Below are 15576 nucleotides of genomic sequence, written 5' to 3' on the forward strand. Positions count from 1 at the left end.
TTCTATCCAAAAGCCCGACACGGGATAAGCGATTATACTAAAGAACACCAAAAACCAGTTTAGCTCCCAAGGCTTGCAAGCTTCCTACTGTTTTTTCATCGCAATAAGCCTGCCCCACTGCAATTGCCTGCACGCCCCAGAACCAGGTTCGAACAAACATTGCCGGCATTCCGGATCAGCGCCGAGACCACACAGCCCGACACCCACACAAATAACTTTCACCAACAAATGACGATCAAATTCGATAATTTCACCCCCTATCTCTGATAGTCAGTTGTAGGTTCAACCCAACTAGGAAATAATGCACTAAAGGGTAGTTTTTTGCCGCTGTCGATCCGCGACAATACCTGCACATATCTCAAACCACCCATTTATGGATTCAGATAAAATTTTCCGCGAAGGCTTATTTTCATTTTTAATGGGAATTTTCTGCCTGATATTGGCTACCCCCAAAGCCCAAGCGGAATGGCACGGAGAACTCACTCTTCTCAGCGATTATTTGTTCCGGGGTTATTCCAAGAATCGTGGCGCCCCCTTAGCGCAAGCACATATAGATTATCAGGACCCTTTGGGCTGGTTTGGCGGCGCGGGAGTTTCGCAAGTCAGCTTCGACGATCATCTCAGTAAAGATCATGCCAATGTCGAAATCAAACCGTATCTGGGTTGGAGCCTGCCCTTAAATCAAGACTGGCGCACTGAATTATCGGTAACCGGCTACCTGTTCGACGGCAAGATTTTTGAAAGAAATGCCTATTACGCCGAATTTTACGCCTCCCTGCATTACCGGAACTGGCTGAGCGGAACAGTCTCGATAGCGCCTAACGCCTATCAGCGCGATGCAACGACAATGAATTACGAGCTAAAATATCGCCGCGATATATTGGACAACCTGCAATTCTCCGTAGGGCTGGGTTTCTACCAGGCCAAGCAATTATTAGAAAATGATTATTTTTATTGGAACGCTGGTACCTCTTGGTTTATATGCCCTAATCTGGCCGTGGATATGCGCTACGTCGATGTCAACCTAAACCAGCTTCACGATGAGCCGCACCACAACCATGAATTTTATCCGCGCTTACAGGAACAAAAGTTCATATTTTCCGTGACGCTCGGCTTTTAAATAATTATTCGCTCCTTTGAACCTTCCCGCTGCGCCGCGGAATATACTTGCATACCAAGTAATTATCATAGATCCAAGGTTTGAGCCATGCTGCGTTTAGTACCTAACCCACATCGACCGATCATGTCCGAACAGCCCGACACCCGCTTGGACGAGCACGCCTTGCTGCAACTGATTGGGGAAGGCGATTCCGCCGCGTTCGAAACCTTCTACAAAAACTACTATCCACGCTTGTTTCGCTTTATTTTACGAATGACACACCAACCAGAGGCAGTGGAAGAATTAATACAGGAGACCTTACTCGTCGTTTGGGAAAAGTCACACAGCTTCAATAATGAAAGTAAAATTTCCACCTGGGTATTTGGGATCGCGTACCACAAAACATTGAAAGCCATGGCCAAAAGCGCCCGGCGCCGCAATGATTACGATATCGACGAATGGACCGAAACCATTGGCGATCCAACGGCAAATCCAGCCAACAATTGGGAAAACGAAGATTGGCTTAATTATGCACTGGCCACTTTACCGCCAGATCAACGTGCCGTCATCGAACTCACTTTTTACCACGATTTGCCCTATCAGGATGTCGCCAAAATCCTCGATTGCCCTGAAAACACTGTGAAAACCCGCATGTTTCATGCCCGCAAGAAACTGCAGGTTTTTGCCGATACACAGGAGATTTAAGAACATGAAATCACACAATTCAACATCCGTTAGTTCTCACTCGGATATCATGTTGTTGTTGCCTTGGTACGTCAATCAAACCCTAGATGCAACCGAACACCAAAAGGTAAGTACGCATTTAAAAAGCTGTCTAGTCTGCCGACGCGAATTACTAGCATTACGTAAACTCGCAGTAGCCGTGCAACAAGCCTCCGACCTGGATATAGCGGCTGAAGCGTCCTTCGCAGGCTTGCGAGCCAAATTGCAAACCACCAGTCAACGCCCACTTAACCCAGGTGCCGATAGCTCACGTCAAAAACCCGTTGCAGCTAACATAAAACCATTCTGCACTCGTCACAGATTGTGGCAAATCGCCGGCAATACCGGAAAAGGTCTGGCTATTGCCGCATCCTTGTTATTGGTGACGCTACCTGCTGCTATACAATATTTGCAGCCAGCCAACACAACAGACTATTACACGCTTTCGGCAGCTAAACCGGCCAGCCAAACCGGTCAGTTACAAGTGGTATTTGCCAAGAACTTATCGGACAAAGACATAGACGCCGCACTTAGCCAAATTGGCGGCGTACGGGTAGACGGGCCTAACAGCGTCGGCGCTTATATTGTCAAAATCACTACCGGCAAACAGGATACTGACATGGCCGGAACATTGGCGTTGCTCCGCAGCCGACAGGATGTAGTGCTAGCCGAACCCATTTTACAACCGTAATCGATCATGAAATTAGCGCGCTTATATCTGTTTATTTGCTTGCTAGGCTTGGTTAGCGCTTGCGCCACCACCAGCGATAGCGATTATTCGCGGCTGGGTGACAGCAAAACCGCGGAAGAACGCCGCTTGGTGGTAACCTTTGCCGATAGAACGATCAATCGGGAGTTAACGGCCAACACCTTGGACGGTTACCGTTTACGCGGCCAATATGGCAATTCCGGCTGGAGCGAACATATTGCGCAGGAGCTGGCCGAGCGCCATCATTTGCGGTTCGTCGCTCAGTGGCCGGTGACCATGTTGGGAGTCAGCTGCGTGGTGTACGAGGTACCGGATACCTTGCCAGTACAACAAGCGATAGCAGAGTTGCAACAGGATCGGGATGTCACGTCCGTGCAGCAAATGCATAGTTTTCAGGTTTTAGGTAAACAAGCACCGCCGACTCAGACATATACCGATCCGTATCTGCATTTACAAACCGGTTTTAACTCTTTACGGATAGCAGAACTGCACCGCACCACCACCGGCCGGGGCGTGCGTATTGCGGTAATTGATACCGGCGTGGATACCGAACACCCGGACTTGCAGGGTCGAATTAAATACTCGGAAAACACTGCGCCGGAACCCAGCGATCATAATTTAGCCGACATTCACGGCACAGCAGTTGCTGGGGTATTATCCGCCCATCCTAACAACGGCATAGGCATTGTTGGGATCGCTCCGGAAGCGGAAATTTTGGCGTTTCGGGCCTGCTGGCCGGAAAAACCTAACGCCGTGGCAGCGCATTGCAACAGCTTTACATTGGCCTTGGCCTTAAACCAAGCCATGCGCATGAATAGCCATATCATCAATATGAGCCTTAGCGGCCCCGAAGATAATTTGGTTCAGCACCTGATCGAAAAAGCCCTGGATAAAGGCATTATTGTGGTCGCAGCGGTACCAAGCCGGAACCAAGCCGGTGGTTTTCCGGCTAACATAGCCGGTGTGATAGCCGTTGGCCAGGAAAATGACGACAAGCGTCAGCAAATTATCGCACCCGGCAAAGACATCCTAACGACAGTGCCGCACCAAGCCTATGACTTTATGAACGGCAGCTCTTTTTCAGCGCCGCACGTGGCCGGCATGGCCGCTTTACTGCTACAACTGCATCCGGACTGGAAAACCGCAGACATCAAACGCCGACTCGGCAACGACGCCTCGACCGCCAATTTGCTTGACTCGAATACCGCCCTAGCCTCTCCGGAACACACCCGCTAGTTGCCACAACAGCCACCCTCAAGAATCACCCTTATCCGCTGACTGATCTCGGCCGCGCCATAGATAGCGATGGCCTGTTGTGGATAAGTTTGTTTTATCGTTTCCCTCACTTTGACACTTAGCCGCTCCGGCACCAAATCGTTTTCAGTTAACGGAAATACAAAACCCTTGCCGACGAGCTTCTCAATCCGCAACCCTTGCTCGCTGTTGCCAGCGTAAGGATACGCCAGCGCCGGTGTGCGGGTACTGATCACATCCATTAGTGTATTATCGCCGCCTAAACTGATAGACAAGGCAGCGGTTTGTAAGTGTTCCTGAAAATTACTCAGAAAAGACACGACCTGAACATTGCTGCTTTGCACCAAGCGCTGTAACTCGGCTATTTCGCCTGCCGTGGCTCTGGAACTGACTACCACTAAAAACTGATAATCCGGCAGCAACGGCGCTGTCTGTACCGCTGCACGCAACAAAGCCTTGCCAATTTCACCGCCACCCTGACTAACGACGATCTTACTCTGTCGCGTAGGTAAGCTAGCCGGAGACGGCGGACTGACATAGCCCACATATACCAAACGATCGGCAATTTCGGCGGTTAAACTAAAGGTTTCCTCGAAACGGACAATTGCAGGATCACCGCGCACGAATACAGTATGAATATGTTCCCGCACCAGTTGCAGCATACGTTGCTCCGCAGCCAGCGGCGCCGGCACCAGAATTTCCCGAACAAAGCAAAAAATCGGTATTGCTCCGCACTGCTGTCTGACAGACGCAAACAGCCCCAGAATTTCTTTTTTCAAGCGTCGCCGGCCAAACGGGAAAAACTCGACAATCACCGCATCATAAGGCCAATCGACAAAGCGCTCGATAGCGGCGGCGCGTTCGGCCCAAACCGTTTCAATAGAGTCATCCCGGTCCGGTGCGTACAGCTCGTCGCTGGCACTGTCGATCAGTATTCTGGGTAAGCGTAGCTGCCTAAATCCGGGCAGTTCCGGCATGTGTTGTAAGCCTTGTCCGCCGTGGATCAAATCGACATCGGCATACGCCAGCAATTCGCGAATCACCAGTAAGCTGCTGGTCAAATGCCCCAAGCCGACCAGGCTTTGACAATAAAACAAGATTTTGCGGCGCTTGGTATGCATCAGATTAAAAGCTGTACTTAAAGGTCAGATCCAACTGGAAGGAATTATTACCCTCCAGTTGCCCGAAAGCCGGACCGGCCATGAACAGAGAGCCGGCAAATTGCACCTGCAAATGCTTCCATTCGTCCAATGACAATACCAGATCGAACTCATCGCCCAGCGTGCCGCTACGGCCATTGGGCGTGGCGCGAATTCGCGAATCGCGAATTACCGACGACGGTGTGGCCTGTTCGTAGTGGTGATACAGCAGGTCGATAGAACTTTGCTCGGAGATCGGAAATCCCAACGCCGCCGTCATGATGTTCAAATTTGACAATTCCGGCCGAAACAATTCGCCGTAATAACGAAAACGCTGACTGCCGGATAATTTGATCTTGTTGTTATGTAGCCCGGATTGCCGATAAGTGCTGTCGGTACCGTCGCTAGGATTGGAATCCCCGGAGCCGTAAGCATAACCCAATGTCAGGTAGGGCTCCATGAACAAATTGGTATACCAAGTAACGCCGGCGTCCAGGCCCCAAGCCTCGACGTGACGTGGGGTTTGCGATCTAACCCCGGAGATGTTGCTATTAATGTCGGTGAAGGTCTGGGTGGTCTCGTCACCAAACACAAACGCCGAATCCAGCCAATAGCCGATTTTACCGACATGCTCGATTTTAAACTTCCCCATGGCCCGTCCGCCGAACCAGTTCAAGTCGCCGTCGCTGGCGTCTTTACGATTGGCTCGAATCAAGTCGCCGGGATTTTGATTGTCCGAATTGTCGAACTAACTCAAAAAAAATAAAGACAAGTTTTGCTTCGGGTCCCATTGCCAAATCACGTCGCCCATCAACCTGACTACCCGGTCGCTAACCGCGTCGATGAAATCCTGGTCAGACTGTTTGGAACCCAATTCCTTGGCAATGGCCAATTCGGCAAACAGTGTGTCTTCACCAAAATAAATCCGTGCTGAATCCAACTCATCGTTCCACCACCATTGCCGCTTATCCGCCATCCGTTGCCGGCCCAATTGCAAACTAAAACCCGAATCCAGAATTTGGTGCATTAACAGCCAGGCCTGGGTCAGTTTAATGGCTGCTTCGTATTGGTCCAGACCACTCTCGGTGTACACCTCCGGATCGTAATAAACATCGGATTGCACAAAAAATGACAAGGATTTTGACCACTGATAAAACAATTCCAGCTTCATGTCTTGGTAAACGTCAGCCGTGTCATCATCACGACGCGGGTCCAGCCGCCTATCTTCCACATAGCGCGGCTCCAATTCGTAGGCGCCGCCAATGGTCAAAGGATGACCGAACACATCGGCTTTAAACTGGTCGGCCGGCCGTTTGTCGCCGGGGTTGATCCGCAACGGTTCTTTTCTGACGCCATCACCGGCATCCTGGCGGAAAGCATTTTCTCGAGTTCCATTACCCGTTTACTCTACTCCAGTTTTACCCGTTTTTGTCCGGCAATCAATACGTATCGATACGGCAGTTATTAGCTTCGCCCCAGAGTTTTGCGTACTCGTCATGCCGAAATCCCAGGTTATTCAAAGGATCCATTGCTTTTCGGTAACGACAGCGACAGTGAAATTAAGGGCCCAGACGACAAAGCCCAATATTTTTGGCCGTTTCAAAAAGTGAAAAAAGCATCCAAACCTTAGGTAATTTCATACGTCTCAGTAAAATCCGATTTCGGCATAATCAAACCGTCAATAGAGTTGCTGTTTAGCCGCGTTTGCTATTTAATAAATAACTGCCAAAGCAACCCCGGTGTTCTACGTCCGGCAACTCATTTTTCCCAACCTTGAAGGAGGGACAAAATGTCAAACCCACTTAGCAAGCTGATCAACAAACTATTCACGGATCCGGTCGAACAGGTCGGCGTCGCTCTGCCTTCCGCGGCCTTGGTGGCGGTGTTTTTCAGCTATCGAGAGCAGATTCATCCGGCCCTGCTGCACTTACCCGACCCTTTCTCTGCCAGCACGGCCGGCGCACTGCTTTTTCTACTGCTGACGCTGGCAGTCTCCCTCATCATCAAACGTCTATCCCACGACTTACTCAATAGCGCATACGATCATTTGTACCGAGACCGCAAACGCCTGAAATCGGACAGTTGGTACCGACGCGCGCAGACTCTGGCTTTATCCACCAACGACCCCTTGCTCAGTAAATATCACGAAGCGTTGGACAGGCTCAGGGACAACGATAATCCGGTGGTCTCCAAGGTGGAAGCGTTGCAAATTCAATCCAAACTGGCCCGCAGCCTGACTTTAATATTGCTGATATTCAGCTTGGTATTGTTTATTGAAAAGCTGATTTTACTGGCGTTGGTCTGCGGCAGCGTTTCAGGGTTAATGCTATCCAGTTTTTGCAAGGAACGTTGGGCCGCATCTGAATTGGTTTATCAAGCACTTTACGAAACCTATTACCGCCAGGAACGCCGTCATCCGATATGGACCTCACCAATGATTCATATCAAAAAACCGGTGCCGCAGTCACGCGCGACCGAATCTGTAGATTAAGAAATACCGTGATTAACTGACTCGACAAAAAGATTCTGTTCTGCCTAAATCCTTGACTGACCTTAGTGACATTGCTTTTCGTACCTGCGTCACGCGCATATTAAATCGAAACAGCCGGTGTCGAGTCGCAGACAACCAAAACTAGACCGCGGGGTATATCATCCGCCCGGCTAGCCTAACCAGAGAACTTAATCGATCAACAAGATCGTTACCAAAGAGGCGGATTTATGCACAAACCGACATATCGACTTAAAACCCTGGGTTACGCCGGGCTGAACCTGCTCCCGCTTTCCGTTGCCGCGCAAACCGCGGTCGTTAACGGCGAGGAAAAACCCATCGCCCTATCCATTCACTTTCTGATAACACTGGGTATCTTGGCAGTGGTTGTGCTCGCCTTTTTGCTGTATTTGCGGCATCTGCAAAAAACCTTTCTGGAAACCTGCACCCGCGAAAAACAACTCGCGCTATTCTTTCAAAGCCCGGCCGGCCTGCCGGAAGGCACCATACGCGGCGTGATAGCGATGTTGATCGTCACCGCCTCGATGCTGTTTCTGGCCTTACCCAACAACCAGTTTCCGGACGTATTGGGCGGCATCCTTGGCACTATCATTGGCTTTTATTTCGGTGCGCGCGGGCAAACGCGCGACTCGGAAAGTGCTGCATTACAGCAAGCTCACGAAGCCACCACGCAACGCGACGCAGCCGTCAGCCAGCAACAAGAATCCAAAACCGGCTCCATGCTGGAAACCGTCAGCACCGGCATCGACATGGCGCGCACGGTGGCCGGCTTACTGCCCAAAGACATTGGCGGTAAATACGTGGATCTGGCGACTAAAGTCGAACAAGGCGTGAATGTCGCCAAAGGTCTGATGGGCGAAGGCAAAATCGAAGATGCGCTGCACGCAGTCACCGACACCCAGAACACGCTGGACCAAGATGGCCCCTTAACCGACATCGTCGGCAGCGCGGTAAAAACCTTCGGCGCTACGCTGGGCACCTTCATGCCGCCTGCAGCACTGATCGCCGCCGTGGTGGCCGGCACCGTCAAGCTGACCGGCATTTATTATCAAAAATGGAAAGCCCGGATTTTGCACATGCCCTTCTCGCCGGCGGCCGGTTTGACGCTGGAACCGGTCGACGATAACACCGGCTTTATGTTGCTGCGGCAAAGCCCGTTATTTCGTGCCGCGTTCCAGGGACAAATGGAAAATCCCAAATTTTTGACAGACGCGGTTAACGACTTCATCGGCAATGCCGATTCGGCGGCATTATTCGAAAAATATGCCGAACTGGGCGGCTTTACTACCTTGCAGCAATTTGAAGAAGGCCTGGACGAATTTCATCGTACCGCTGTGGACCGTGAATTGAAATCTTTGATCCTAGCCCGTGACCCGGCCATGTTCGGCAGCACCGGCGGTTACGAGTCAGTATTGCAAGCCGTAGACAAACTGCACCAAAATCCTGACGCCTTAAAAGACTTGGATAGCTTGATCGTGGTGACCGAAAAGCTACAAGCAGAAGACAAACCCGTATCCGGCATGATCAACAAAATTCTGGAGGGCCAAGCGTCATGAGGCCAAATCTGAGGATAACCCTGCCTTTGTTAACAATGGTTTTATTAGCATCCGGCTGCGCGACCCGGCAATTGAAAAACTTTAAAGAAGCCGCCGCGGAAAACAATTGGCAGGAAATCGCTGCAGCGGAAGTCGATTGCAAAGCCGACGACGAGAGCTGTAATCAACTGCATCTGCTAAAAGGCGATGCCTGTTACCGGCTGGCCAAACAAAACACCGATAGCGTCAAAAACTACCAATGCACCGCCGAGCAACTCGAACAAGGCATACATCTGACAGCAGATTGGACGGCAGCCGAGGCCGTAGTCGGCAAACGCGCCCAGTATTTCGAAAACTGGTGCGAGTCGTTGCGTTTATTGCGTAGCGAGCAAACCAGCACAGCCGCCGCCACACCTTACAATCAAAAGCTGCACAGTTGCGCCCAGGAATTTCTGCAAGCCCCAGGCGACTTGAAACCGGCCGCCACCTTTTTTCTGTATAACGCCGAACTAGCCGCAATTCGTTTCCAAATCAACGATACCGGCAGTTGCCAGGCGCTAAAGCAATTGCAACAGAACGAGAGCCAAGCCGCCACACAGGCCGCCCAAAGCCGCTACGCCGATTATCATCGGCGCTTGTTAAACGACATCGCCGGGATCAAAGCCTCGCTTCCCGGCTGCCCATAAGCCTTTAGCAGATAGGAGCCAGTCATGGCCTTTAGTCGCCCGCTTAAATTTCAACTGCCTATGCTGCGCGGCCGCGATGTACTCGAAGTGCAATCGCGTTTAAAAAGCTTGCAGATCAATGGTGTCGGCCAACCCGACGGTTTATTCGGCGCCAAAACCTCCGCAGCCGTGGTAGCGTTTCAAACTAGTCACGGCTTGGACAGCGACGGTATCGTCGGCCCGCTAACCTGGAGCAGTTTGTTCCAAGACGACAGTTCCCCGAATACGCAACGTCCCGCCGCTAACGATGCCGGCAGCACGGTTATCGGTCAAGATTTACTCGACGAGCTAAAAACCAGGCACGCTTATCAGGACGGCGTGTCCTGGCAATTAAGCACGCACGGCTTATTGGTAGGCAACGACAATAACCCAATTGGCACCGGCGGCGAACCGAAAACGGTCGCCAAAATCTGGAGCCAATACGGCAGTGCATTGGCGCATTGGTCCACCGAATTAAAAGTGCCGGTCGAGCTGATCATCGCCTCCATTTGCACCGAGTCGTCAGGCAATCAAAACGCGGTGCGCGAAGAACCGGGCTTTATCGACGAAGTGCGCACACCGCATAAAATTTCGCCCGGTCTGATGCAGACTTTAATTTCCACCGCCCGCGCCGCCTTGAACAAAGACGACATCGATAAAGCCTGGCTATTAATTCCCAGCAATTCGATTCAGGCCGGCACCGCTTACATCGCCGGGCAGTGGAAACAAACCCATTTTGATCCGCCGAAAGTGGCATGCGCTTACAATGCTGGCGGCCTCTATCGTAACGACTCGGCGCGTAATCGCTGGAAAATGCGCCAATATCCGATCGGCAGCGCCGAACACGCTGACCGCTTTGTCAAATGGTTCAACGATTGTTTTGTGTTTTTTGAGCACAACGGCGGCGCGCCGGAATGCAGTTTTTTTAACGCGTTGCGCAAATAAGACCCGGCTCGATCATTCTGCCATCCCTGCGCGCGAGGAGATTGGCGATTGTCGCAAAAGCAGTTTGGCACCCCACGCTACTGTGCCCCTGTGGCTCTGAAGCCTCCCCTGCCGTAATTTGACAATTTCCCGCGCTGAGGAATCTTAATGGCACGCAGGTGTCGATTCGCGTAAGGTATTGCCGCATCGCCCTCACCCATGGCATAAAGTCGGCTGACCTTCTTGCCGACATGGAGGCCCAACATGCTGCAAAAACGCCTGATTGCTCTGCTGTTGCTGCTGATCCTGTTACCGACTTTATCGGTCGGCTACATGGCCTATCGATTTGCCATCGACAACATCCGCGCCGATCGCTTCAAGATTGTCGGCCGCGTCGCGGAAAGCCGTCACGAACAACTCAAGCTGGTATTGCAACGCGCCGATAGCCGAGCCCACGCCTTCCTGGCCGAAGTATTGGTGAAATGCGTGGTTGCCGACCAATTAAACCACGATTGTGCCACGGCATTTTTAAACGATTATTTACTCACCGAAGGGGCCGCCGGTGCGGTGTTTTTCCGGCGCGATATTGACGCCGGCAGCGTCAGTGTCGGCAATCAAGCCGTGGCTATCGCCGATCTTAAAGCATTTCAGCCCGGGCAATTAGCCGACTTCAGCAAACCGCAACCCGGGCAAGCGCGGTTTTATTATGTGGTTGCCAAGGACGCCAAGCTGCCTTGGCAACTGTTGGTCAGCTATCCGGTGGGCCTGATTCAAGGCATTTTTGCGGCGCATCCCGATCTAGGCAAATCCGGCGAATCTTTCCTGGCCGATAGCGCCGGCTTTTTCGTTACCACACCAAAATATCCGAGCGAGCAAGGCAATAGTCATCCGATCTCGGCGCAACCGATGCAAAGCTGCCTGGCCCGGCAAAACCTGGAAACGCTGGATAGCGACTACCGGGAGCGGCCGATCATCCACGGCTTTCGTTATATTCCGGAAACCGGCGGCTGTATCATGGCGCATATCGAGCAAGCCGAAGCCTTGGCCCCGATTCAAGCGCTGGAAAAACAAATGCTGATCACCGTGCTGCTGTTTGTCGGCTTGACGACGATAATCGCCAACGCCCTGGCCAGGCGTATTGTCAGGCCGATCTCGCGCCTGACCTGTACCGCCAGACGCATTCGCGACGGCGACTTGTCGGTGCGAGCCGAAGTCCGAGGTCTGGATGAAATCGCCGAATTGGCCAGCTCCTTCAATCACATGACCGATGCACTGGCGGATGCTCAGCATAATCTGGAAACGAAAATCGCCGAGCGCACCCAAGCCCTGCGCACCAGCCAGGAACGCTATATGCTGGCAGAACGGGCGGTTAATGACGGCATCTGGGACTGGGACATTGTGCGTCACGAATACTACTTATCGCCGCGCTGGAACAAAATTTTGGGTTATGCCGACGGTGAACTACCCAATGTGGAATCGATTTTCTTCGAATTGATTCATCCGGACGACAAAGCCCGCGCCAGCGAAGTGTTTCGTAAGCATTTGGAGCATAACGAACGCTACACCACCGAACTGCGCCTGCGGCACAAGGACGGCAGCTATCGCTGGGTGCTGGATCGCGGCGACGCCTTGCGTGATGCCGAGGGTCGGCCGGTACGGATGGTCGGTTCCATCACCGACATTACCGAACGCAAGGCCGCAGAAGCCGAGTTGCTGAAGTACCGCGAGCATCTGGAAGAGCTGGTGGCGATGGCCACCACGGAAGTCAAAGCCATCGTACAAACTGCGGTGAACGGCGTGATTTCCATCGACAGCAGCGGTCTAATTCGGATGTTCAATCCCGCGGCCGAAAAACTGTTCGGCTGGAGCAGCGCCGAAATTGTCGGTAAAAATATCTCGCTATTGATGCCGGAACCGGATGCGTCCGCACACGACAGTTACATACGGCATTTTTTAGCCACCCATCAGGCCAAAATTCTCGGCATAGAGCGGGAAGTCATCGCGCAACGCAAGGACGGCAGCCGCTTCCCGGCCAATCTGGCGGTTGGCCACGGCATCATTTCGGAAGGTCGGCATATGTTCGTTGGCTTTATTTCCGACATTAGCCTGCAAAAACAAGCCGAACAGGAACTGCGACTAGCCAAGGAAGCAGCGGAAGCGGCCGCCAAAGCCAAAGCCAATTTCCTGGCCAACATGAGCCACGAAATTCGCACACCGATGAATACCGTCATCGGCTTTGCCGAAGTGGCTTTGCAAGATCAAAACCTGGCCGGCGACACCCGTGGCCACATCAAAACCATCCTCAGCTCCGGCCGGCATCTGCTGAGCGTGATTAACGATATTCTGGACTTTTCCAAAATCGAAGCCGGCAAGGTCGAATTGGAATCGGTCTGTTTCAACCTGCCGTTTGCGGTGCAAGAGGCCTTGCAGATTATGGGGCTGCGCGCCGCCGAAAAAGGCTTGCGCATCGACTTGGCGATAGAAGCTGGGCTACCTAACCATTTCGTTGGCGACCCGAACCGCTTGCGGCAAGTGATTTTGAATCTGGTCGGCAACTCGGTAAAGTTTACCGATACAGGCAGCATAGGCGTGACGATCAAGCGTGCTGAAGGCATAGAGATGTTGCATTTTGCGATCAGTGACACCGGCATCGGCATGACCCAGGAACAAACCGAACACATCTTCGAATCATTTTCGCAAGCCGATACCACCACCAGCCGTCGCTTCGGCGGCACCGGTCTGGGCACCACCATCAGCAAACAAATTGTCGAGTTGATGGGCGGACGCATATGGGTGGAAAGTCAAGCGGGCGTGGGCTCGGTATTTCATTTCACCGTGCATATGCCGGAATCGGCCAGCGCCGAGAATTGCCTGTATGACGTCAGCTCAATACATACCGTGGCCTATTTTTCGCCGCGCCGCTTTAGGGTATTGCTGGCGGAAGACATAGAAGCCAACGCCACCTTGGCGCGCTTACGCCTGGAACAGCAAGGCCATCAAGTCAGCTGGGTAAAAAACGGCCAGGAAGCGGTGGACGCCTTCCGAAGTGGCGACTACGACTTGATCCTGATGGACCTGCAAATGCCGGTGCTGGACGGCATCGCCGCCACCCGGCAAATTCGCGATCTGGAACAAGCCCGCGGCAGCCATATCCCGATTCTGGCCTTGACCGCCAGCGTGTTAAGCCACGAACGCCGCGAATCGCTGGACGCTGGCATAGACACCATAGTCGGCAAACCCATCGATGTCGACGATTTATTAACGCAGATGGAACGGCTGGTGCCCAAAGGGCACGGCATTGCTAACACCGGCGTGAATATTGCCGAGCCGGCGAAAATTGCCGTGGACTTTACGCCGTTGGCCGGCGTCGCCGATTACGAAAAAGGTTTGGCAACCTGGTTGGATCCGCTAATTTATGCCGATGCCTTACTAAATTTTGCCGAACAACACGGCGCGGACGGCAGCAAATTGCTACGCAATCTACAGGAGCACCCGGAGAATCCCGAAGCGGTCCGGCGCATCGCCCATGCTTTAAAAGGCGTGGCCGGCAATCTGGCACTATCGGTGATAACCAGTCTGGCTACCGAGATTGACGCGCAATTCAAAACCGGTGATCCGCAAAATATCGTACATCTGATCGATACGCTGGATACTGCGTTAAACACCGCAACTCAAGCCATACGCCGGCTAAAACTACCGACTAAACCGGCAGCGGTGTCCGTCGTAGCCTTTGATGCGGAGAAGGTCGGCTGTCTGTTACAGCAATTAAACACCGCTTTGGATGCGTTGAATCCGGATCACGTCGAGCCGATTCTGCAGCAACTGTGCAGCTTTCTCGACGAAACCGAGCTGAAAGCCATCCGCTTCGAAGTGGATAGTTTCGATTTCGACGGCGCAAAAACCCAAGTTAAACTCTTATTGGATAAATTAGCGATCACGCTGAAGGGAGTTACCCAATGAAAGACAGCTACAAAGTGCTGCTGGTAGACGACGAACCGAATAATTTAAAGGTGCTGCAGCAGATACTCAAAGATCGCTTTCAACTACTGTTTGCCATCAACGGCGAAAAAGCCCTGGCGGCCGCCAAAGAACATCAACCGGACATTATTCTGCTGGACATCATGATGCCGAACATGGACGGCTACCAAGTGTGCACGCAGTTAAAAGCCGACCCGCTGACTGCGAAAATCCCGGTGATTTTTGTCACGGCGATGGGCGAAATGGAAAACGAAGCGCGCGGTTTCGATGTTGGCGCGGTCGATTACATCCAAAAACCGGTCTCCGGCCCCATCGTGTTACGCAGGGTGCAAACCCATTTATCGCTGGTGCGAGTAGACGAGCTGGACCAACTCGCCCGCGCCGCCATCGAAATGCTCGGTGATGCCGGCCACTATAACGATCCGTACACCGGCGACCACATCTGGCGCATGGCTGCCTATTCGGCGGCACTGGCCCGCGCCGCCGGTTGGACGCCATCGCAAGTGGCGATGATGGAATTGGCCGCGCCCACCCACGACACCGGCAAAATCGGCATTCCGCACGGCATTTTAAAAGCGGCACGAGCGCTCAATGAAGAGGAATGGCCGATCATGCAGTCACATTCGCAAATCGGCTACGACATTCTGAATAAAAGCGATAATCCGGTATTTAAAATGGCCGCCGAAATCGCCCGCCATCACCACGAAAAATGGGACGGCAGCGGCTACCCGCTGGGCTTGGCCGGCGAAGCGATTCCGGAGTCGGCCAGGATAGTGGCAATTGCCGACGTGTTCGATGCGTTGACCTCGAAACGTCCCTATAAAGAACCCTGGCCGCTGGAAGAGACTTTAAAATCGATGCAAAGCATGGCCGGCAGCCATTTCGATCCGCGCTTGCTGGCTGCGTTCATGGAGATTATGCCGGAAATTCAGCGCCTGAAAGCCGCCTGGGGCCAATAAACGCCTAGTGAATTTTACTAAATATCGTATCGGTGACGAGTTT

Annotated in this window: 13 protein-coding genes; 10 read left to right on the forward strand and 3 right to left on the reverse strand. The window is 52.5% G+C overall.

The genetic code is table 11. From position 1 onward, the window contains the following. Nucleotides 1-373: 373 nt before the first annotated feature. The 4 genes from EBA_RS13340 (at nucleotide 374) to EBA_RS13355 (ending at nucleotide 3767) form a co-directional block, all read left to right on the forward strand. On the forward strand, nucleotides 374-1120 hold the full coding sequence (locus tag EBA_RS13340) for a TorF family putative porin (protein WP_192375162.1): 747 nt from the start codon (nucleotides 374-376) through the stop codon (nucleotides 1118-1120). A gap of 123 nt (nucleotides 1121-1243) precedes the next feature. Continuing rightward, nucleotides 1244-1804 (forward strand): RNA polymerase sigma factor, encoded by a 561-nt coding sequence (locus EBA_RS13345; RefSeq protein WP_225616243.1) that lies wholly within the window; start codon nucleotides 1244-1246, stop codon nucleotides 1802-1804. Between the two features lie 4 nt (nucleotides 1805-1808). Continuing rightward, nucleotides 1809-2513 carry an anti-sigma factor gene (locus tag EBA_RS13350; RefSeq protein WP_192375164.1) on the forward strand — a complete coding sequence of 235 codons (705 nt, stop codon included), beginning with the start codon at nucleotides 1809-1811 and terminating at the stop codon, nucleotides 2511-2513. Between the two features lie 6 nt (nucleotides 2514-2519). After that, on the forward strand, nucleotides 2520-3767 hold the full coding sequence (locus EBA_RS13355) for a S8 family peptidase (protein WP_192375165.1): 1248 nt from the start codon (nucleotides 2520-2522) through the stop codon (nucleotides 3765-3767). Here the strand turns inward: EBA_RS13355 and EBA_RS13360 are convergent. The 3 genes from EBA_RS13360 to EBA_RS13370 are packed head-to-tail and all read right to left on the reverse strand — an operon-like array spanning nucleotide 3764 to nucleotide 6260. Then, a complete protein-coding gene (locus EBA_RS13360; protein ID WP_192375166.1) occupies nucleotides 3764-4906 on the reverse strand; it encodes a glycosyltransferase family protein in 1143 nt (380 codons plus the stop codon). The genes EBA_RS13355 and EBA_RS13360 overlap by 4 nt on opposite strands. A 4-nt stretch (nucleotides 4907-4910) precedes the next feature. Next, nucleotides 4911-5639, reverse strand: coding sequence for an alginate export family protein (locus tag EBA_RS13365; RefSeq protein WP_192375167.1), 729 nt, complete (start codon nucleotides 5637-5639; stop codon nucleotides 4911-4913). Nucleotides 5640-5672: 33 nt separating this feature from the next. Beyond that, the gene (locus EBA_RS13370; protein ID WP_192375168.1) at nucleotides 5673-6260 is read right to left on the reverse strand and encodes an alginate export family protein; all 588 of its coding nucleotides are present in this window, start codon (nucleotides 6258-6260) and stop codon (nucleotides 5673-5675) included. 453 nt (nucleotides 6261-6713) lie between these two features. On the opposite strand from EBA_RS13370, the gene EBA_RS13375 reads away from it, so the two are divergent. The 6 genes from EBA_RS13375 to EBA_RS13400 all read left to right on the forward strand — a co-directional run bounded on the left by EBA_RS13375 (nucleotide 6714) and on the right by EBA_RS13400 (nucleotide 15533). Next, entirely contained in the window at nucleotides 6714-7415 is a 702-nt protein-coding gene (locus EBA_RS13375) for a hypothetical protein (RefSeq protein ID WP_192375169.1), read from the forward strand. Nucleotides 7416-7642: 227 nt separating this feature from the next. Beyond that, nucleotides 7643-8989 (forward strand): hypothetical protein, encoded by a 1347-nt coding sequence (locus EBA_RS13380; protein ID WP_192375170.1) that lies wholly within the window; start codon nucleotides 7643-7645, stop codon nucleotides 8987-8989. After that, on the forward strand, nucleotides 8986-9654 hold the full coding sequence (locus tag EBA_RS13385; RefSeq protein WP_192375171.1) for a hypothetical protein: 669 nt from the start codon (nucleotides 8986-8988) through the stop codon (nucleotides 9652-9654). Before EBA_RS13380 ends, EBA_RS13385 begins: the two co-directional genes overlap by 4 nt. A gap of 24 nt (nucleotides 9655-9678) precedes the next feature. Beyond that, the gene (locus EBA_RS13390) at nucleotides 9679-10617 is read left to right on the forward strand and encodes a peptidoglycan-binding protein (protein WP_192375172.1); all 939 of its coding nucleotides are present in this window, start codon (nucleotides 9679-9681) and stop codon (nucleotides 10615-10617) included. A gap of 243 nt (nucleotides 10618-10860) precedes the next feature. Then, nucleotides 10861-14556: a PAS domain S-box protein gene (locus EBA_RS13395; RefSeq protein WP_192375173.1), complete on the forward strand. Its 3696-nt coding sequence runs from the start codon at nucleotides 10861-10863 to the stop codon at nucleotides 14554-14556. Beyond that, a complete protein-coding gene (locus EBA_RS13400) occupies nucleotides 14553-15533 on the forward strand; it encodes a response regulator (RefSeq protein ID WP_192375174.1) in 981 nt (326 codons plus the stop codon). The genes EBA_RS13395 and EBA_RS13400 overlap by 4 nt, the downstream gene beginning before the upstream one ends. The last annotated feature ends 43 nt before the right edge of the window (nucleotides 15534-15576 follow it).

The organism is Methylomonas albis (assembly GCF_014850955.1).
In the GTDB taxonomy this organism is placed as follows: domain Bacteria; phylum Pseudomonadota; class Gammaproteobacteria; order Methylococcales; family Methylomonadaceae; genus Methylomonas; species Methylomonas albis.